The organism is Microbacterium aurantiacum (genome assembly GCF_031625015.1).
Lineage (GTDB): Bacteria > Actinomycetota > Actinomycetes > Actinomycetales > Microbacteriaceae > Microbacterium > Microbacterium aurantiacum.
The window spans coordinates 888,564-908,575 of the sequence record NZ_JAHWXH010000001.1; the positions used below are offsets into that span (position 1 = coordinate 888,564).

Annotated in this window: 17 protein-coding genes; 11 read left to right on the forward strand and 6 right to left on the reverse strand. The window is 69.7% G+C overall.

The genetic code is table 11. The features are described from left to right. Nucleotides 1-4 precede the first annotated feature (4 nt). From yidC to KZC50_RS04240, 7 genes are all read left to right on the forward strand, one after another. Complete coding sequence (gene yidC / locus KZC50_RS04210; protein ID WP_301134268.1) at nucleotides 5-1,111, forward strand: membrane protein insertase YidC; 1,107 nt, start codon at nucleotides 5-7, stop codon at nucleotides 1,109-1,111. A 28-nt stretch (nucleotides 1,112-1,139) separates the two neighbouring features. Beyond that, nucleotides 1,140-1,649, forward strand: a complete 510-nt coding sequence (locus tag KZC50_RS04215) for a Jag family protein (protein ID WP_053546716.1) — start codon at nucleotides 1,140-1,142, stop codon at nucleotides 1,647-1,649. Nucleotide 1,650: 1 nt separating this feature from the next. Beyond that, complete coding sequence (gene rsmG / locus KZC50_RS04220) at nucleotides 1,651-2,307, forward strand: 16S rRNA (guanine(527)-N(7))-methyltransferase RsmG (RefSeq protein WP_310890712.1); 657 nt, start codon at nucleotides 1,651-1,653, stop codon at nucleotides 2,305-2,307. Between the two features lie 636 nt (nucleotides 2,308-2,943). Further along, nucleotides 2,944-3,225 carry a GIY-YIG nuclease family protein gene (locus tag KZC50_RS04225; RefSeq protein ID WP_310890713.1) on the forward strand — a complete coding sequence of 94 codons (282 nt, stop codon included), beginning with the start codon at nucleotides 2,944-2,946 and terminating at the stop codon, nucleotides 3,223-3,225. Nucleotides 3,226-3,836: 611 nt separating this feature from the next. Then, nucleotides 3,837-4,772 carry a ParA family protein gene (locus KZC50_RS04230; protein WP_053546719.1) on the forward strand — a complete coding sequence of 312 codons (936 nt, stop codon included), beginning with the start codon at nucleotides 3,837-3,839 and terminating at the stop codon, nucleotides 4,770-4,772. Further along, nucleotides 4,772-5,782, forward strand: coding sequence for a ParB/RepB/Spo0J family partition protein (locus KZC50_RS04235; protein ID WP_301134262.1), 1,011 nt, complete (start codon nucleotides 4,772-4,774; stop codon nucleotides 5,780-5,782). Before KZC50_RS04230 ends, KZC50_RS04235 begins: the two co-directional genes overlap by 1 nt. Before the next feature lie 54 nt (nucleotides 5,783-5,836). After that, nucleotides 5,837-6,184, forward strand: coding sequence for a hypothetical protein (locus KZC50_RS04240; protein ID WP_053546721.1), 348 nt, complete (start codon nucleotides 5,837-5,839; stop codon nucleotides 6,182-6,184). 90 nt (nucleotides 6,185-6,274) lie between these two features. Here KZC50_RS04240 and trxA read toward each other — a convergent pair whose 3' ends face one another. From trxA to KZC50_RS04255, 3 genes are all read right to left on the reverse strand, one after another. After that, nucleotides 6,275-6,598 (reverse strand): thioredoxin, encoded by a 324-nt coding sequence (gene trxA / locus KZC50_RS04245; protein ID WP_236966972.1) that lies wholly within the window; start codon nucleotides 6,596-6,598, stop codon nucleotides 6,275-6,277. Between the two features lie 72 nt (nucleotides 6,599-6,670). Continuing rightward, nucleotides 6,671-7,657, reverse strand: a complete 987-nt coding sequence (trxB, locus tag KZC50_RS04250) for a thioredoxin-disulfide reductase (protein WP_310890714.1) — start codon at nucleotides 7,655-7,657, stop codon at nucleotides 6,671-6,673. Nucleotides 7,658-7,780: 123 nt separating this feature from the next. Then, nucleotides 7,781-9,946, reverse strand: coding sequence for a DUF6049 family protein (locus KZC50_RS04255; protein WP_310890715.1), 2,166 nt, complete (start codon nucleotides 9,944-9,946; stop codon nucleotides 7,781-7,783). A 143-nt stretch (nucleotides 9,947-10,089) separates the two neighbouring features. On the opposite strand from KZC50_RS04255, the gene KZC50_RS04260 reads away from it, so the two are divergent. Both KZC50_RS04260 and KZC50_RS04265 read left to right on the forward strand, forming a co-directional pair. Beyond that, nucleotides 10,090-11,676: a DUF7059 domain-containing protein gene (locus tag KZC50_RS04260; RefSeq protein WP_310890716.1), complete on the forward strand. Its 1,587-nt coding sequence runs from the start codon at nucleotides 10,090-10,092 to the stop codon at nucleotides 11,674-11,676. A 9-nt stretch (nucleotides 11,677-11,685) separates the two neighbouring features. Further along, nucleotides 11,686-13,110, forward strand: coding sequence for a CCA tRNA nucleotidyltransferase (locus KZC50_RS04265; protein WP_053546726.1), 1,425 nt, complete (start codon nucleotides 11,686-11,688; stop codon nucleotides 13,108-13,110). A 27-nt stretch (nucleotides 13,111-13,137) separates the two neighbouring features. Here the strand turns inward: KZC50_RS04265 and KZC50_RS04270 are convergent, their stop codons facing one another. Further along, complete coding sequence (locus KZC50_RS04270; RefSeq protein WP_310891526.1) at nucleotides 13,138-13,635, reverse strand: septum formation family protein; 498 nt, start codon at nucleotides 13,633-13,635, stop codon at nucleotides 13,138-13,140. 119 nt (nucleotides 13,636-13,754) lie between these two features. On the opposite strand from KZC50_RS04270, the gene KZC50_RS04275 reads away from it, so the two are divergent. Then, nucleotides 13,755-16,910: a M14 family zinc carboxypeptidase gene (locus KZC50_RS04275; RefSeq protein ID WP_310890717.1), complete on the forward strand. Its 3,156-nt coding sequence runs from the start codon at nucleotides 13,755-13,757 to the stop codon at nucleotides 16,908-16,910. Between the two features lie 71 nt (nucleotides 16,911-16,981). On the opposite strand, the gene KZC50_RS04280 is transcribed toward KZC50_RS04275, so the two are convergent. Both KZC50_RS04280 and KZC50_RS04285 read right to left on the reverse strand, forming a co-directional pair. Then, nucleotides 16,982-18,016, reverse strand: a complete 1,035-nt coding sequence (locus KZC50_RS04280) for an NAD(P)-dependent alcohol dehydrogenase (protein WP_301134246.1) — start codon at nucleotides 18,014-18,016, stop codon at nucleotides 16,982-16,984. A gap of 93 nt (nucleotides 18,017-18,109) precedes the next feature. Then, nucleotides 18,110-18,508 carry a DUF6992 family protein gene (locus KZC50_RS04285; RefSeq protein ID WP_310890718.1) on the reverse strand — a complete coding sequence of 133 codons (399 nt, stop codon included), beginning with the start codon at nucleotides 18,506-18,508 and terminating at the stop codon, nucleotides 18,110-18,112. 87 nt (nucleotides 18,509-18,595) lie between these two features. Here KZC50_RS04285 and KZC50_RS04290 point away from each other — a divergent pair, with 87 nt between their 5' ends. Next, nucleotides 18,596-19,960: a transcriptional regulator gene (locus KZC50_RS04290; protein ID WP_310890719.1), complete on the forward strand. Its 1,365-nt coding sequence runs from the start codon at nucleotides 18,596-18,598 to the stop codon at nucleotides 19,958-19,960. Nucleotides 19,961-20,012 lie beyond the last annotated feature (52 nt).

The window sequence follows — 20,012 nt, forward strand, 5'->3', positions numbered from 1 at the left end:
CCGCATGGATCTTCTGCTCGCCACCGCTTCGTCCACTCCGGCTCCCGCCGGCGGTGGCGGCTTCGACCTGATCGGCACCATCCTGTGGCCGCTGAAGTGGGTCGTCGAGCTCGTGCTCGTCGCCTGGCACGCGTTGTTCACGGCCATCGGCCTCCCGGCCGCCGACGGCATCACCTGGGTGCTGTCCATCGTCGGCCTGGTCATCATCGTGCGTGCCGCCCTGATCCCGCTCTTCGTGCGGCAGATCAAGAGCCAGCGCAAGATGATGGAAATCGCCCCTGAACTGCGGAAAGTTCAGGAGAAGTACAAGGGCAAGAAGGATCAGCTCTCCCGCGAGGCCATGAGTCGCGAGACCATGGCGCTGTACAAGAAGCACGGGACGAACCCGGTGGCGAGCTGCCTCCCGCTCCTCGTCCAGATGCCGATCTTCTTCGCCCTGTTCAGCGTGCTGAACGACGTCACGCGTCACGCGCAGGCGGGCATCGGCGGTGTCGGACTCCTCAACGCGGAGCTGACGCAGGAGTTCTACGACGCGAAGCTCTTCGGGGTCGCCTCGCTCCACGAGACGCTGATCGACGCGTTCAACACGGGCAACACGACAGCGATCGTCATTCTGCTGGTCCTCGTCGTCCTGATGATCGTGTCCCAGTTCTTCACGCAGCTGCAGATCATCTCGAAGAACCTGTCGCCCGAGGCCAAGACCGGCCAGGCGTACCAGATGCAGAAGATCATGCTGTACGTCCTGCCGTTCGCGTTCGTCTTCTCCGGTGTCTTCTTCCCGCTGGGTGTCGTCATCTACTGGTTCGTCTCGAACCTGTGGACGATGGGTCAGCAGTTCCTCGTCATCCGTGAGATGCCGACGCCGGGTTCCGAGGCCGCGAAGGCGCGCGAGGAGCGCCTCGCTCGCAAGGGCAAGGCCATCGACGCGTCGGGCAAGGTCGTCCCCATGGAGAAGTACCTCGCCGAGCAGAAGCGTCTGTACGAAGAGGCGGAGCGTGCCAAGGCGGCGACGCCGAAGCGGCAGCAGCCGGTCGGTAAGCAGCGGGCGAAGAAGCAGGCCCAGAAGCAGCCGGGTTCGACCCCGGGCGACAACGGCACGTCGTCCGCGTGAGCGGCGACCCCTCCACGAAGGAACAGTCATGACGAACATCGATACTCCCCGCGTGAGCGCGGACCGTACCGAACCGACGATCGAGGAGCTCGAGCAGGAAGGGGACGTCGCCGCAGACTTCCTGGAGGGCCTGCTCGACATCGCCGATATCGACGGAGACCTCGATCTCGACGTGCGAAACGGTCGTGCGTACGTGTCCGTCGAGGCCCCCGAGGGAGGTTCGGTCTCACTGATCGCCGATCCCGATACGGTTCAGGCGTTGCAGGAACTCACGCGCATCGCGGTTCAGGCGAAGACGGGTCGATTCTCGCGCCTGATCCTGGATGTGGGTGGATCTCGCGACACCCGTCAGCAGCAGCTGGCAGGTCTGGTGGATCGAGCGATCCAGAAGATCGAAGAGGGTGCCTCGCAGGCGTCGCTCCCATCCATGTCGAGCTATGAGCGGAAGCTCGTGCACGATGTCGTCGCCGAGCGCGGCTTCGTTTCGGAGTCGTACGGTGAAGGAGCGGATCGTCACACCGTGATCCGCCGCGCCTGACGTGTCGGACTACGTTTCACGTGAAACGCCGGCTGCGACGGTCGAGGCCGAGCCGGTAGTCGCTGAGGAGATCTTCGGCTCGCGCCTGGCTGTCGCGCGTCAGTTCACAGCCGCGCTGGCGGAGCAGGGCGAGGAGCGAGGCCTCATCGGTCCTCTGGAACTTCCCCGCCTGTGGACGCGTCACGTCCTCAACAGCGCGATCATCGCCCCTTTCTTTTCGGGGCGTGTCGCGGACATCGGCTCTGGCGCGGGCCTCCCGGGTCTCGTGCTCGCGATCGCGCGCCCGGACGTCGAGTGGGTCCTGATCGAGCCGATGGAACGCCGTGTGCAATGGCTTACGGAGCAGGTGCGCGAGCTCGAGCTGGACAACGTCGAGGTTGTGCGCGCCCGTGCCGAGGACTGGAGCCGGGGTCCTGTGATGGATGCGGTCACCGCGCGGGCAGTGAGTGCGCTGCGCACGCTGTTGCCGCTGACCGCGCCTCTCGTTCGTGACGGCGGCGAATTGGTTCTGCTCAAGGGCGCGAACGCTCAGAACGAGATCGCCGCGGCGCAGAAGCAACTTCGGAAGTTCAGCGTCGTCGATGCGCGTGTCGAGATCGTGGGTGAGGGTGTTCTCGCCGAGCCCACCCGCGTCCTCCGAGGCACCATCCGCCGCTGACCCCAGGGTTGCGGTGTTCCGAGATCCTCCGCGCCGGCGTCGACCACGGGATGGTGCCACCCCCGGGTGATTAAGTAGCCGCGGAGCGGCGTACCGAAATCCCTCAGCCGGTCTCGGTACACCGCGCTCCGCGCGGCACTCGACCACCGGAGCTAAGCCGGCGCGGGAGATGTTTCACGTGAAACGCGCGCAGGTCATGCCGGTGATCGAGTAGCCGCGAAGCGCCGTACCGAGATCCCCCAGCCGGTCTCGGTACACCGCGCTCCGCGCGGCACTCGACCACCGAAGCAAAGCCAGCGGGAGATGTTTCACGTGAAACGCGTGCGGGTCATGCCGGTGATCAAGTATCCGCGGTGCAGGGACCGAGATCCCCCGCCGGGTTCGACCACGGGATGGGGTCACCCCCCGGTGATCGAGTAGCCGCGGAGCGGCGTACCGAGATCCCCTCCTCCCCCGGTCTCGGTACACCGCGCTCCGCGCGGCACTCGACCACCGAACGGTGCCACCTCCGGTGATCGAGTAGCCGCGGAGCGGCGTATCGAGATCTCCTCCTCCCCCGGGACGCACCGCCCTGCGTTGTCCACCGATGCCAGATTCTCGCTCCGCCGGCTCGCGTACTCCCGTCAGGATGCAGTCATGGCATGGATGTACATCCTTCGATGCGCCGACGGCTCCCTCTATGTGGGGAGCACTCTCGATCTCTCACGTCGCGTGGAGGAGCATCAGTTCGGAGAAGGTTCGGCATACACTGCGGTCAGGCTTCCTGTCGCGTTGCTCTACTGCGAGGAGTACGACCGCGTCGATGACGCGTTTCGTCGGGAGAAGCAAGTGCAGGGGTGGGGCCGGGCGAAGCGCCTCGCTCTGGTCGCCGGCGATATCGGTGCGGTTTCCCGATTGGGTAAGAAGCGTTTCACGTGAAACGTCGACAGTGGGATCTCGGTACGCCGCTGCGCGGCTACTCGATCACCGGTGGACGCGCGAAGCACGATGTGCTGAGGCCGTGGTGGGGGTGCGGGATCTCGGTACGCCGCTGCGCGGCTACTCGATCACCGGGGTGGGCACCGGTGGTCGAGTGCCGCGCGGAGCGCGGTGTATCGAGACCCTCGCTCCGCGGGTCTGGCTCCGTAGCGCGATGTGCTGAGGCCGTGGTGGGGGTGGGGGATCTCGGTACGCCGCTGCGCGGCTACTCGATCACCGGGGTGGGGTTTCACGTGAAACATTGGCGACTACCGCTTGATCAGCGGGAACAGCGTCGGTGGTCGAGTGGCGCGCGAAGCGCGGTGTATCGAGATCGGTGCCCGGCCATCATGCGGGATCTCGGTATGCCCCTGCGCGGCTACTCGATCACCGGTGGACGCGCGGGGCGCGGGGGATCTCGTATGTGGCTTTCGGGCTACTCGAGCGCCGTGGTGGGTTTCACGTGAAACATCGGCGGTTAGGCGGTCACATCACCGGGAGGCGGGTGGTGGGGGTGGAATCGCCTAGAGTGGAGGACGTTGTTCTGACGCGCGAGAGGGAGAGTGTTTCACGTGAAACAACCCGAGGAGACGGAGTCTTCTTCCGCATCCTTCTCGTTCGATGACACCCCGCTGGCCCGCGAACTCGCGGACCTCTCCGCACGACGACGGCGTCTCGAGAGCACTGACGTCGAACTCTCCGGAAAGACCCGCGTGCTGACGGTCTCGAACCAGAAGGGCGGCGTCGGAAAGACGACGACCGCGGTGAACATCGCCGCCGCGCTGGCATCCGTCGGGGCGAAGGTCCTCGTCGTCGACCTCGATCCGCAGGGAAATGCGTCGACGGCACTGGGTGTCCCCCACACCGCGGACACCCCGAGTGTGTACGACGTCTTGATCGATGAGTTCCCCCTCGCTGACATCATCCAGGTCAGCCCCGAATCGCCGCGGTTGCTCTGCGCTCCGAGCACGATCCACCTCGCCGGCGCCGAGATCGAGCTCGTCTCGCAGGTCGCACGCGAGCATCGTCTGCGCACAGCGCTCGACGACTACCTCGCCACGGAGGACCACCACCTCGATTTCGTCCTGATCGACTGCCCACCGTCGCTGGGACTCCTCACGATCAACGCGTTCACCGCCGCGAGCGAAGTGCTCATCCCGATCCAGTGCGAGTACTACGCGCTGGAAGGCCTCAGCCAGCTGCTCGGCACGGTGAAGATGATCCAGAAGCACCTGAATCCTCGGCTTCACCTCTCCACGATTCTGCTCACCATGTACGACGGACGCACGCGCCTCGCGCAGCAGGTCGCCGAGGAGGTGCGTCAGCACTTCCCCTCCGAGGTGATGGGCACCGTCATCCCCCGGTCCGTCCGTGTTTCGGAAGCCCCGAGCTTCGGACAGACCGTCATCGCGTACGACGGCCAGTCCGCCGGCGCGATCGCCTACCGCGAAGCCGCGGTGGAACTCATTCGACGCGATCACGCGTCTTCGAAGGAAGGAAGCGCCTGATGGCCAAGCGCACAGGCCTCGGTCGCGGGATCGGGGCGCTCATCCCCACCGCCGAACCGACAGAAGAACGCCCCTCGGACGTCTTCTTCCCCAAGAACGCGCCGTCGGATGCCGCACCCGAGGCGATCGGTTCCTCGGAAGCCGCGTCCGTGGCTGTGAGCAGCGACGAGACGCGGGACTCGACCGAGGATCTCGTCGCCGTTCCCGGTGCCCGGCTCATGCAGATCGATCCGCACACGATCGTGCCGAACCCGCGGCAGCCGCGCACCCACTTCGATCCCGATGATCTCGCCGAGCTCATCCACAGCGTGCGCGAGTTCGGCGTGCTGCAGCCCGTGGTCGTTCGCGCCACGGATGAGGGTACCTACGAGCTCATCATGGGGGAGCGGCGCACGCGGGCCGCTCGCGAGGCCGGCCTCGAAACGATCCCTGCGGTTGTGCGAGACACGTCTGATGAGAACCTTCTCCGTGACGCCCTCCTGGAGAACCTCCACCGCTCGCAGCTGAATCCGCTGGAAGAGGCATCCGCCTACGAGCAGCTCCTCGCCGACTTCGGAATCACCCAGGAGGAGCTCGCCACCCGGATCGGTCGCTCGCGTCCGCAGATCAGCAACACCATCCGGCTCCTGAAGCTGCCGGTTCCCGTTCAGCAGCGCGTCGCCGCGGGCGTCCTCAGCGCCGGCCACGCGCGGGCGATCCTCTCCGTCGAGACGCCGGAGGCAATGCAGCGCCTTTCCGACAAGATCATCAACGAAGATCTCTCGGTGCGCGCGGCGGAGGCTGCCGCCAAGACCCTCGAAGGCGCGGGGACCCGGCCGGGGAAGGCACAAGCCGGCGCGCGCCGTGCCCACCTCGACGACCTCGCGGAGCGTCTCGGAGATCGCCTGAACACGCGTGTGAAGATCACCCTTGCCGCGAAAAAGGGCCAGATCAACATTGATTTCGCCAGCATCCAGGATCTCAATCGCATTCTGGAGGAGCTGGGCGAGTCGGGATACGGGTCAGCCTGAGAGGAGCTGTCCACACCCAGCCCGCGATCGGGTTCGGCGACGTAGGCTTGTGGTGTGAGTTCCGCAGATCACTCCCCGCAGCGCCGAGCCAGTCTCGAGCTGCTCCGTGCCGAAGCAGCGGACGAGCTCTCCGTTCTGATCGCGGAGCGCCTCCGCGGGGGCGAAGATCCGTGGGATTTCATGGAGGACCTTCCCTCCGTCGATGAGCTCGTGGTATTCACGTTGCGCGCCGAGAACATCGCGGCTAACGGCGGATCCCGCCCGAATGCCGCTCGTCACTACCGCGTCCTCCGTCAGATCTCACTCGACTACCCGGAGCTGACGACGGCGGTGTGGAGACTCCTCGGCGAGGCGAACACTCATCGGCGCTGGGACGCCACGGTGCGCGTCGACGCATCGTAGCCAGACATTCCGGATCGGGCATATATCGCCCGAATGTGAAGAAGCCCCGCTCAGAAGTGATTTCCGAGCGGGGCTTCTTCGCGAGGCGGATCAGCCGATGTACTTGGCGAGATCCTGCTGCAGAGCGAACTTGGGCTTCGCACCGATGATGGTCGTCTCGACCTCACCCTTGTTGAAGACCTTCATCGCCGGAATGGACGTGATCTGGTACTTCATCGCCAAGTCGGGGTTCTCGTCGACATTGAGCTTGAGGATCGTGAGCTTGTCGGGGTTCTCGTTCTGGATCTCATCCAGAACGGGAGCGACCATGCGGCACGGGCCACACCACTCCGCCCAGAAGTCCACGAGCACGGGTCCCTCGGCCTGGAGCACGTCCTGCTCCCAGGTCGCCGAAGACGTCGCCTTGGCAGTCATGTTTTCTCCTTCGATCGGAAGTCGTACAGGGGCGTCAACACACGACGCCGGAAGATTGTTCCTGATGCCGCGTCAGGCGACGTTGACCTCGGGCCGGCCCTCGATCGGGTCGGCCTCCGGCTCAGGGGCACCGGCCTCGCCGAGGCCGGCGAGGTAGTGCTCGACATCCAGTGCCGCCACCGTACCGCTTCCGGCCGCGGTCACGGCCTGACGGTACGTGGGGTCGAGCACGTCACCGGCGGCGAAGACGCCCGCAACCGAGGTCCGCGACGAACGCCCGTCGACCGCGATCGTGCCTTCGGGCGTGAGGTCGAGCGCGCCGTGGACGAGGTGCGTCCGCGGGTCGTTGCCGATGGCGACGAACACGCCGTCGAGGGGGAGCTCGCGACGCGAGCCGTCGACGGTGGATTCGAGCACGACGCCGGAGACGGCATCCTGTCCGAGGATGTCGACGATGGCGCTGTTCCAGACGAACTCGATCTTCTCGTTCGCAAACGCGCGCTCCTGCATGATCTTCGACGCGCGGAGCTCTTCGCGGCGGTGGATGACGTAGACCTTCGAGGCGAACTTCGTCAGGAACGTCGCCTCTTCCATCGCCGAGTCGCCGCCGCCGACGACGGCGATGACCTTCTCGCGGAAGAAGAACCCGTCGCACGTGGCGCAGTACGACACTCCGTGGCCGGAGAGGCGCGCTTCGCCCTCGACGCCGAGTTTCCGCGGCGCGGAGCCGGTGGCGAAGATGATGCTGTGCGCCTCGTGGGTGGCACCGCTGCCGAGCGTAATGCGCTTGACGGGGCCCGAGACGTCGAGCGAGACGACGTCGTCGTAGAGGACCTCGGCGCCGAACCGCTCGGCCTGGGCCTGCATCTTGGCCATGAGGTCGGGACCCATGATGCCCTCGGGGAAGCCGGGGAAGTTCTCCACCTCGGTGGTGTTCATCAGCTCACCGCCGGCTTCGACGGAGCTGGCGACGACGAGGGGCTCGAGGTTCGCGCGTGCGGCGTAGATCGCGGCGGTGTACCCGGCGGGGCCGGATCCGATGATGATGACGTGACGCACTGCGCCCCCTTCTCTGCGGTTCTCACGGGATGTGGACATATCGATCCCGCTCGATGAATCAACCCATGGTAGCTGTCGCCCATTCCCGCGCAGGTGAACGGAGGGTGTCCGCGCGGGGCCGGCTCACGGGGTGGCGGATGTTCCACGCCGTCGCGCCCGGAGCTTCAGGACGGTGCGGACGACACCCAGGACGAAGAGCCCCCCGACGAGCACGGCCAGCGCGGTGATGCCCACACCCTCCCACTCGGCGCGGACGTTGACCTCCACCCGCTCCGAGTCTCCGATCGCGATGCTGGCGGGACTCCGCAGCTGGAGGTCGATGACGACGTCGCCGCTGCCGACACGCGCCTGCACGGGCACCTCGACGCGGGTGTTGCTCTGCGGAGAGGCGACCACCGGCGTCGCGCGCTGCACGTCGAGGCGGAGATCGCCCGGGGTGGCGTACAGCACGAGGTTGACCGGCCATTCGAGGTCGTTGCGCACCCAGAACCGCAGCCCTGCGCCGGAGCCGAAGAGATTGATGGTGCTCGTCGGGAGGAGCTCCACCGAACTCAGCGTCGTCCGGGTGGTGCCGCGGTGCAGCTGCACGGCACGGGCGGCGGCATCGGGCTGATCGACCCACCCCACCGAGAGGAGCTGCAGGACCTCGGCGCGCTCCGGTCCGGTGAGGAGGGAAGGCTGGTCGAGGATCGTCGCGAAACGGCCGAGCGCATCCTCGTCGGCGATCAGAGCGGATGCCGCGTCGGCGCGCTCGGCGGACGGGGCACCGTCGAGCGGGGTGACCGGTACGGCCGGCGAAGAGGCGAGGGCCCCGAGCGTGACCGCCGTGGCGCCGGGGTACTGCGCGGCGGCGGTCAGGACCGCCCGCAGCGCGACGCGGGAACGCTCGGCCTCGCGGTCGAGGGTCACCATGACGGGAAGGCCCGGGGTCTCAGCGGCCGCGAAGGACAGATAAGCGGATGCCGCCGCCAGGGGCGCGCCGCGGAGGGACCCCTCCTCGCGCAGGCTCGCCTCGTGGAGCGCGTCGGAGACCGCCGCGTCGTACACCAGCACCGCCGCGCCGTCCGCGTCACCACGGGCCGGCACGGTGCCACCGTCTGCCCCGGTGGTGGTCGCGGTGGAGGGGAGCATCGTCAGGGAGGAGCGACCGTCGGCCTCGATGCCGCCGAGTTGGGCGACCGATGCGGGCGAGGTGGTTCCCGGTGCCGGCCAGAACACCGCGTCGCGACCGCCGCCGATGTCGAGCAGCTCGTCGGTGTCGGGGATCACCGGTTCGCCGGGGACGACCGTCGCGGTGGGCGTGGGCGTCGGGGTGTCCGCGGGGGTCGGGGTGCTGCCCGGGGTCGGAGCGACGGGCACGAAGTCCTGCGGGGTCAGGAAGGACGCCAGCCCGAGGGGGCGGAGGGGCCGCTCGAGGCCCGCCGCGAGCTGGACCGCGACGTCGGCGTCGCCGTACTGCAGGGCGAAACGGGAGTTGGGGAGGGCAATCAGTCTCTCCAGCCACTGCGTCGCGGAGGCGGGGGCGCGGGAGCCGAGCGCGCGGATCGCGGCGGGGATGGCGGGGTCGACAGCGAGGATCGCCGGTGTGCCCTCCACCCCGTCGAGCTGACTCGTCAGCGCCCCGGTGGGAGCGGTCAGCGCGGCGAGCTCCGTCGCGCTGAGAAGGCCCGTGCTCAGGGCAGGAGCGGTCAGCGGGACGACGACCCCGATGGTCGTCTCAGCACCGTCATCGGGGACCACGACGACGCTGACCGCCGTGACGGTCTCCCCGTCGAGGTCGTAGCTCGCCGCGAGCGGGTAGACACCGGGGGCGCGTCCCGACAGCCGGGGGTCGTCGGCCTCGACCGAAATCCCTCCGGTGCGTTCGCCGCCCGCGGGCACCGCCTCGAGCTCGGTCGCGGCGACCTCCTCGAGCCCGTCGAGTCGTCCCTCGCCGTCGAGCCACGCCGTCAGTGCGGCCCGGTCGCGCACGGCCTCGCCGCCGAGCCACAGCCGCACCGGAACCGTCGGGGTGGCGGCATCGGTGCCGTTGGTGAGGGTCACCGACACCGCGAGACGCTCACCGGGGCGCAGGATGCCGGCCCCCAGCGGTGAGAGCGTGAAGGCGACCTCACCGGGCTCGGACACCGCCGCGGACGCGGTCGGTGTCGGGGTCGGCGCGGGGGTCGTGGCCGCATTCGCGGTCGTCGGTGCGAGGAGCAGCACGAGGCTCAGGAGCGCTGCGCCGACCGTCGCGCCGACGCGCCGGCGTCGCGGAGGACGGCGTGCGGGACGGGCGAGGGGGATCACGGTCATACGTTCGGTTCGCTCCCGTGCGATGTCGACCGCACGAATCGAAGGCGATTCTACGGTCCGCTTCCCCTCCGGCCCCTGAGAACGCTCCGCGAGGGCACACGCGGCCCGGATGACGCGCGGCAGGGTTCAATGGTGGGGTGACCCCGCCCGCCACCCCGCCCGCCGTCCCGCCGCTTCCCCTCCCGACCGCCGACCGCGAGGGCTGCGAGCGACTCGCCGCCGATCTCCGCGCCGCCGGCTTCACCGCCGACGGGGTGCGCTCCGCGTGGGGCGCCGACAACGACGACGCGGTCGGTCGCGGCGTGCGCGGGCCGGCGCTACGTGTCCTCGGCGACCGCGACGACGCCCTCGCCGTCCTCGCGAGACTCCTCGTGCTCGGGATGCCGCAGGACGAGGCATCCGTCGCCGCCGCCCTCCCGCGCACGGGCGTCGCGGGCCTCTGCGCTCTGGGACTCGCGACGACCGACGGCACCCGCGTGGCCCCGACGGCGCTGATCCGCCCGCAGAGCTACGCCGTCGGCACCGGCGACGGCCACTGGTGGATCGCGAGCGACCTCGACGAGGCGGCCCTGGCGGGACCACTGCCGGAGGACCACGTCCTGGGGGTCGGGGGCGCGTCCTTCACGCTGGCCGAGCTGCAGCTGCCGACCCCCGCCGCGCGCGCCCTCGACCTCGGCACCGGATGCGGCGTCCAGGCCCTGCGCGCCCGGGAGCACGTCGCGGAGGTCGTCGCGACCGACATCTCCGAGCGCGGCCTCGCCTTCGCGCGGCTGAACGCCGCCCTCAACGGCGTCACCGGGATCGACGCGCGTGCGGGGAGCCTGTTCGTTCCGGTCGCCGGGGAGCGCTTCGACCGCGTCATCTCGAACCCCCCGTTCGTCATCACCCCGCGACGCACCGGCGTCCCCGCGTACGAGTACCGCGACGGCGGGATGATCGGCGATGCGCTCGTGGCCTCCGTCATCCGCGACGTGGGCGAGCATCTCGTCCCCGGCGGTGTCGCCCAGATGCTCGGAAACTGGGAGACGCGCGACGGTGTCCCGGGGCTGGAGCGCGTGCGCGAATGGGTCGACACGTCGCCGGTTCCGGTCGACGCATGGGTCGTCGAGCGCGAGCGCACCGACCCCCTCGCCTATGCCGAGCTGTGGATCCGCGACGGCGGAACCGTCCCGGGCACCCGCGAGTTCGATCGGCTCCTCGATGCCTGGCTCGAGGACTTCGCCGCGCGCGGCGTGACCGGGATCGGGTTCGGCTACGTCCTGCTCCGGCGCCCGGCCGGCGGTGACGCGCCGACCCTCGCCCGGTACGAGACGGTCACCCAGCCCCTTCCTCAGGGGGGCCTCGGTGCGCACCTCGCGGAGGCGCTCGCGGCCCACGACCGGCTCGCCGACATGGACGATGCGGCGGTCGCGGCATCCGTCCTCCGAGTCTCCGGCGACGTCACCGAGGTGCGTCATCATCGCCCGGGCGAGGAGGACCCGACGGTGATCGAACTGCGCCAGGGCGGCGGATTCGCGCGTTCCCTGTCGGTCGATCCGGCGCTCGCCGCCCTCGTCGGCGCGTGCGACGGGGATCTCGCCGTCGGCGCGCTCATCGACGCGATCGCCCAGCTGCTCGAGGTGGATGCCGGGGCCCTGCGCGCCGATCTCCTGCCGCGCGTGCGCGAGCTGCTCTTCACGGGATTCCTCGGCTTCGCACCGGATGCCGAGGGCGGGCCTCGGTAGGCTCGAGGGATGCTCAACATGGCCGAGGGCATCGCGCGTCTCGGCGCGCTCGCCGAGTCCCGCGTGGTGTCCACGCTCGCCGACGCGTTCGCCGCGGCGGGCCGCGATCTCGCCGTCGTCGGTGGTCCGGTGCGCGACGCGCTGCTCGGACGCACGACGAACGACCTCGATTTCACCACCGATGCGCGCCCGGACGAGATCCTCGCGATCGTCACCCCGATCTCCTCCGTCCAGTGGGATGTCGGACGCGCGTTCGGCACGATCGGCGCGAAGGTCGCCGGGGAACAGGTGGAGATCACCACGTACCGCGCGGACAGCTACGACGGGGTGACGCGCAAGCCCACCGTGGAGTTCGGCGACACGCTCGAGGGCGACCTCGTCCGCCGCGACTTCACCGTGAACGCCATGGCGCTGCGTGTCCCCGCGAAGACGCTCGTCGACCCGACCGGCGGTGTCGAGGACCTCCTCGCCCTGACACTGCGGACCCCGGCCGATCCCGAGGTGAGCTTCGGCGACGACCCGCTGCGGATGCTGCGGGCGGCGCGCTTCGCCGCCCAGCTCGGCTTCGAGGTCGCTTCCGACACGGTCGCGGCCATGGCGCGGCTGCGCTCGTCGCTGTCGATCGTCAGCCCCGAGCGGGTGCAGGGCGAGCTGGTGCGACTCCTCGCCTCCGACGACCCGGTGCGCGGCATCCGGATGCTGGTGGAGACGGGGTTGATGGAGGAGTTCCTGCCGGAGGTGCCGGCGCTCCGTCTCGAGGTGGATGAGCACCACCACCACAAGGACGTCTACGAACACTCGCTGACCGTTCTGCGGCAGGCGATCGAGCTCGAGCACGCGCGCCACCCCGGCGCCGCACCGGATGTGCCCCTGCGCATCGCGGCGCTCCTCCACGACATCGGCAAGCCCGCCACACGACGCCTCGAGAGCGGCGGCGGCGTGACGTTCTACCACCATGACGTCAAGGGTGCGCGGATGGCGCGCAAGCGCCTGAACGCCCTGCGGTTCGACGCGGCGACCACCACGGCGGTGACCCGACTCATCGAGCTGCACCTGCGGTTCTTCGGTTACGCCGAGGGGGCGTGGACGGATTCCGCCGTCCGGCGCTACGTCCGCGATGCGGGCGACGAGCTCGAGCGCCTGCACATCCTCACCCGCGCGGACGTCACCACCCGAAACGCCCGCAAGGCGCGACGGCTGGCGAGCGCGTACGACGACATCGAGCGCCGCATCGACGAGCTGGCCGAGGCGGAGGAGCTGGGCGCGATGCGCCCGGAGCTCGACGGGAACCGCATCCAGGAGGTGCTCGGCATCAGCCCGGGTCGCGAGGTGGGCGAGGCGTACCGCTTCCTGCTCGATCTGCGCCTGGACGAGGGCATCGTCGGCGAGGAGGAGGCTGAGCGGCGCCTGCTCGCCTGGTGGGCGTCGCGCTGACCCCCGGCGTGCCGGCGCCGCAGGGCGTCAGATCCCGGCGCCCGCGAGCGAGCCGGTGGTCTTGCCGGCCGGGTCCATGACCAGGCACGACACCAGACGATCGTCGAACTCCTCCCAGCCCTGCTGGGTCGGCATGTACGAGCTGAACAGCAGCGTCGACTCTTCATACGGCAGGCCGACGAATGCCTCGAACTGGGCGTAGCAGCCCTCATCGGCCTGCTGACCGACCACATCGACGCCCGGCCAGTCGCCGTCGTCGAGGGTGATCTCGCCGAACACCTCCATGTCGTGCGGCTCGCTGCAGGGCACGAGGGGGACGTCGGAGATCTCCTCGCCGGTCTGCTCGTCGAGGCAGTCGCCGACGGACAGGGTGAAGACGTCGGCCTGGCCCGATTCGGTGACCTCCCCGCTGTCCTCGTCGCGGACGGCGGTGTCGCCTCCGGTGAGGTCGCCGACGGAGGCGGTGCAGCCGCTGAGGAGGACGGCGGCCGACAGGGCGGCCAGGACGGGGAGGGATCGAGTCATACGCACCCGCAGATTCTGACAGAACCGCATGCGTTCCCCATGTCTGCGTGGCGTTTGTCTCACGCCGCTTGATGGAGCGGTAACATCCCGCCGCTCGGCGGAAACACGGTGTCCCTAGGGTGACGGCGACCAACCTGAAGTGGAGCCCATCCGTGCTGAAACGCCTCATCGCCGGGGTGGGGTGCGCCGCGGTCCTCGCCACCGCCGCCGTCGTCGCCACCCCCGCCTTCGCCGCCGTCGAATCGCCGGCGATCCCCCTCGTCCGACCCGCATCGCCGCTGATCGACATGCCCACGCAGTACCCGGTGCAGCCGGCGCTGCAGGTCTTCCCGGATCTGGAGACGGATGCCTCGATCCTGCGCGGCGTGATCCCCTACGACGAGATCGCGCCGTTCCTCACGCGCGTCATGGCGGAGTCGAACCGGGTGTCGACCCAGGTCGTGGGGACGTCCCAGCAGGGCCGCGACATCTACCTCGTCACGGTGACGAGCCCGGAGACGCCCGAGCAGACCGCCCAGCAGGATGCCTGGCGCACGAAGGTCAAGTACGACCCTGCGGCCGCGGCCGCGGACACCGCGCTGAAGGACGGCTACAAGATCCCCGTCTGGTTCAACAGCAACATCCATGGCAACGAGTGGGAGGGCACCGACGCCACCCTGAACTACATCGAGAAGCTCGCCACCAGCGATGACCCGGCGGTGCTCGACTTCATCTCGAACAACCGGCTGTACTTCACCGTGACGAACAACCCCGACGGCCGCGCGCTCGGCCAGCGGGGGACGGTCAACGGCTACGACCCCAATCGCGACTTCATCACCGGCGCCACGGCCGAGGCGTCGCTGACCCGTGATCTCGCGAGCGTCATCCAGCCGACGTACTTCATCGACATCCACGGCTACACCAATGTGCTTCAGGTCGAGCCCTGCGGTCCGCCGCACGGCGAGAACTACGAGTACGACCTGTTCCTCCCGCACGCGTACTCCACGGCGCTCGAGATCGAGAAGGCCGTCGTCGAGGCGAACATCCCCGGCAACACCTACCTCGCCGAGAACGGGTCGGCGACGACCACCAACACCGGGAAGATCAAGATCCCCTACCGCGACATCCGCTCGGGCTGGGACGACTGGCCCCCGATCTTCGCCCCGCAGTACGTGGCGTACCAGGGCGCGATCACCAACACGGTCGAGCTGCCGCTCGGGCGCCTGAACCCCGCGTCGGACCCCCGGAACGCCGAGCGCGCCGCGGTGAACATCGAGGTCGCCGAGATCGTCGTCGAGACGGTCGTGGACTACGTCGCCGACAACGGCGCCGCGCTCCTCGACAATCAGATCGAGATCTTCCGCCGCGGGCTCGCGGGTGAGCCGAGCGTCGTCATCCCCGCCGACATCACCGCCGAGCAGCTCCCCGAGGGCGTGCCGACCGAGTGGGTCGACATCTGGGACGAGACCGACATCTACAACGCCGACTACCCGCGCGCCTACGTCATCCCGGCCGGGGATGACCAGCGCTCGGAGTCGGACGCGCAGACCCTCGCCCAGATGCTGCTGGTCAACAACATCGAGGTGTCGCGGACGACCGCGCCCTTCACCGTGGACGGCGTGACCTACGAGCCCGGCTCGTTCTACGTCGACATGCACCAGCCGCTCCGAGGTCTTGCGAACGTGCTGCTCGCCGACGGATCAGACATCTCCGAGCGCGTCCCCGACATGTACGACATCTCCGCATGGAGCCTGTCGCTGCTGTGGGGCGCCGATGTCGACGCGATCGGCACGACGACGGATGCAGCCCCCGCGGTCTCGGTCGAGCCGGTGACCGAGGCGCCCTTGACGGGATCGATTCCGGATGCCGGCACCTACCTGGCCTTCGAGCCGCGCGGCGTTGCCGACCACCAGGCGATCGTCGAGCTCCTCGGGGAGGGCATCGCGCTGTCGCAGATCCCCGACGGCACGGTCATCCTGCGTCGTGACGAGGCGGGGGCGGCGGCTGCCGCCGCGGTCGCTGACATCTACGGCGTGGACTTCGTCGCCGTCGATGGGCGCGCCATCCGCGACGGCGAGAGCACGGCGCTGCGCCTCCCGCGCATCGGCTACGTCAACGTCTCGGACGATCGCGACATGCTCACCAAGCTCGGATTCACCGACCTCGTGCCGGTGACGAGTGCGACGATCACCGCCGGCACGGTCGACCTGTCTTCGATCGACCTGTTGTTCGTGGGTGCCAACCTGACCTTCAACCAGAATCAGCAGGCCGGCCGCGACGCCGTCGCCGCGTACATCGCCGCGGGCAAGCCCGTGGTCGGTCGCGGTGCCCCGGGTGCCGCGTTCGCGAGTACTTTCGGCGTCACCACCGCCACGTCGGTGACCGGAACGAGCGGGTCCAACGGCATCGCACGGGTCGACACGCCGGCCGACGGCATCCTCGGGGACTACCCCCAGGACACCGCGTTCGGCTCGTCGTTCGTGTGGTTCACCGGACTCGGCGAGAACGCCACGGTCGAGCAGTCCTACGCCGCGGCGGACCTGTTTGTCTCCGGGCACTGGGCGGGCTCGCAGGCCGGACGCACCCAGGCGGACGCCGCGGGCCAGCCCTCGGCGTTCTCGGCGGTCGGCCCCACGGGCACCCGCGCGTTCGTCTTCGGCACCTCGCCGTCGTACCGCAACCACCCGGTGGGGGCGTTCAGCGATGTGGCGCGGGCCATCTTCTGGGCCGCGGGCGAAGGTACGGCGGTCACCCCGCCCGGACCGGTCATCGAGGAGGACCTCGTCGATGAGAATCGCGGTGGTGTGAGCGTCCCCGACACGGCCGCCCCGGGCGAGACGATCACCGTCACGATCCCCGGGAGCGACCCGACCGTCTCGGTGCTGCTCTTCTCGGATCCGATCGACCTCGGCGAGTTCGAGGTGACGGGAACGATCGAGGTGACGATCCCCGAGGACATGCCGCTCGGCGATCACAAGCTCGCCGTGCTCGGCACGGAGAGCCGCCTGATCGGCTGGGACGACATCCGCATCGAGCTCCCGGTCGAGCCGACGCCGGACCCGGAGCCGACTCCGGACCCGACGGCCGAGCCGACGCCGGACCCGACGCCCACGGCCGAGCCGACGCCGACCTCGTCGGCCACGCCGGCTCCGGCATCCGGATCCGATCCGGGTGACCTGGCGGTCACCGGTGGATCGAGCCCCGCGCCCTTCGTGATCGGCGCGCTGATCCTCGGGCTCCTCGGAACCGCGGCGACCTTCGTCGCCCGGGCACGGATGCGGGCCCGCACGGAGTAGAAGCGCACGCGAAAGCGCCCGGTCCGGCAGAGGTGTTCTGTCGGACCGGGCGCTTCGCGCGTGGGACTGCCTCAGGGCACGATGACCGCGCGTCCGCGGACGGTGCCGTCGTGGAGCTTTCCGTAAGCGGTGACGGCGTCGTCGATGCCGAAGGTCTCGACGTGGACCGAGATCGCGCCGGCCCGGGCGAGGTCGAGCACCTCCATCAGCTCCGACCGCGAACCCCAATAGGGTGCGCGGACGGTCGCTCCGAAGGGCGTCGCGAAGAACCCGGCGGTCAGGGTGCCGCCGCCGATCCCGACGATCTCGATGTGCCCGTCGACCGCGACGGCGGCGCGTGCCGTCTCCAGCGTGGGACCCGCGCCGACGAAGTCGAAGACGGCGTCGACACCGCGACCACCGGTCATCTCCCGCACGCGGTCGGCGGTGTCGGCGCCCGAGATGAGCGTCTCGTGGGCGCCGACCTCGCGGGCGAGGGCGAGCTTGTCCTCACCGAGATCGGCCGCGATGACGCGGGCCTGGCTGAGGGCGCGGATGATCTGGATGCCGACGTGACCGAGACCGCCGACCCCGATGACCAGCACCGTCGATCCCGGGCGGAGCTTCGGGAGGGCGTTCTTGACCGCGTGGTACGGCGTGAGCCCGGCATCCGTCAGAGACACCGTCTGCACCGGGTCGAGGTCGCCGAGCGGAATGAGGTGCCGCTTGTCGTCGACGATCATGTACTCGGCCATCGCGCCGGGGGCCCCGAGCCCGGGAGGGGCGATGCCGAGCTCGGCGGCGTTCGGGCAGTAGTTCTCCCGGCCCGTCGCGCAGGCGTGGCACAGGCCGCACCCCCAGGGACCGTAGACGGCGTACGATCCGCCGACCTCGATCCCCTCGACCCCCGCACCGAGCTTGTCGACCACGCCGACGCCCTCGTGTCCGAGCGTGAGGGGGAGTCCGTAGGAGTACTGCTCGGCGGGAAGGTCCATGACGAACCAGTCGGAGTGGCAGAGCCCCGCAGCGGTCACCTTCAGCCGGATCTGCCCCGGACCGGGCTCGGGGGCGTCGACCTCCACGACCTCCGGACCCTTGCCGACCTCGCGATACTGGACTGCCTTCATGACGTTCTCCTCTCGTGGACTCTTCCAGAGTGAGGTGTCACGGCGTCCGGCGACAGGGTCTTCCGTCCCGTGGGGGCCTTCGCTACCCTCGCGTCAGCGCGAGAGGCGGCGGGCCGCGGCGAGATCGAACACGAACAGCGCGGCGCCCTGGATGATGACCGCCAACCCGTGACCGCGCGCGTCGGCGGCGGTGAGCCGGCCGCCGAACGCGGGTGTGCGCACCGCGAGATGGGCCCCGGTGGCGACGTAGCCGACATCGAGCGCGGTGTTCACGAGCAGGATGCGGCGGAGGGCGGACTTCTTCGGCAACGACGTCCGCTTCCCCGTGAACACGGCGATGCCGAGGTCGATCGCGCCCCACATCAGCGTCTGCAGCCCGAACGCGCGTGAGCGGGGAGCGATCGCGAGGACACCGCCGATGAGGACGGATGCCGCGCCCCACCGCGTCAGGCGGCGGACGAGGGTCTGGGCGACGGACCGTGTGGATGCCATGGCTCCATGATGGCCCGCGCCCTGTCCTCCGAGGGCGGTCCGACCTAGACTCGACGCCACCGCTCCTTCGCCGATGATCGGAGCCGCATGACGTCGCCGTGGTCCGCGCGGTTCGAGGTCGCACCCGCCACCTCGCGCCTGCTGATCGAGCGCGCCCACGACGAGCTCGTCGCCGGCAATCCGGAGGATCATCGACTCGCCGACATCCGTCCGCTCGTGCGGGAGTCGTGGCGACGATCGCTGCAGAGTTTCGTCGGCGCGGAGGACCTGCCGCCGCTCGACCTGTCCGCAGAGGAACTCGAGCAGTATCGCCGCGCGCATCCGCTGGCGTCCGTCATCGACATGGTCCGCGCCCTCCTCCTCCCCGGGACGCCGGAGGATTCGGGAGTGGCCGTCGCCGTGGGCGACGCCGCCGGGCGCCTGCTCTGGGTGGAGGGCGATCGGCGCGTGCGTTCCCTCACGGGGGACATGGGGTTCGTGGAGGGGGCGAACTGGTCGGAGGATGCCGTCGGCACGGCCGCACCCGGCACGGCGCTCCGCCTCGACCGGTCGGTCCAGATCCGCGGCGCCGAGCACTACAACCGGCTCGTGCAGCCCTGGTCGTGCACGGCGGCGCCCGTCCACGATCCCGAGACGCGCCGCATCCTGGGGGTGATCGATGTGACCGGGGAGGCCGAGGCCGTGACGCCTCAGGCCCAGCTCCTCGTGGACGCCACGGTGCGCGCCGTGGAGGGCGAGCTCCTCGTCGCCCGGTTGCGGGCTCGAGCACAGGACGCCGCCCGCGCGTCGCGCCCGTCGTCGCGGCCACCCTCGTCCCGCCCGTCCGCGCGGACGACCGAGGCCGACCGGTTCACTCTGCGCGTGCTCGGTCGCGACCGTGCGCTCCTGGAGGTGGCCCGGGAGGGGACGGAGACGGTGACCGAGCTGTCGCCGCGGCACGCCGAGCTGCTTCTCGTCCTCGCCACCCACCGCCAGGGCCTGTCGGCGGAGCGCCTCGGCGACCTCGTCTACGGAGAGGATGCCGGCTCCTCCGCCGTCACCCTCCGCGCCGAGATGGTGCGGCTCCGCCGCGCGCTCGAACGCACGGTGCCCGCCCTCGTGCCGGCGTCGCGGCCCTACCGGCTGACGGTGGAGCTCGAGACCGACGCCCACCAGGTGCTGTCGCTCCTGCACCGCGGCGCGCATCGGGTGGCGCTCGCCGCCTTCCACGGCGACGTCCTCCCCGACTCGGTCGCGCCGGGGGTCGCCGAGGTGCGCGAGACCGTGCGCACCTCGCTTCGCGACGCGCTGATGACGGAGGCGAGCGTCGACGTCCTCCTCGCCTTCGCCGACACCGACCTCGGGCACGACGACGCGGAGCTGTTGGAGCTGTGTCTGCGGATGCTCCCGGCCCGCTCCCCGAAGCGCGCTCCGCTCGTGGCGCGCCTGGAGCGGCTCGCCGCGCACGGGTGATGAGCCCGGCTCACCGTTGCAACGGGATGCAACGTTCCGCGACGTAGCGTCG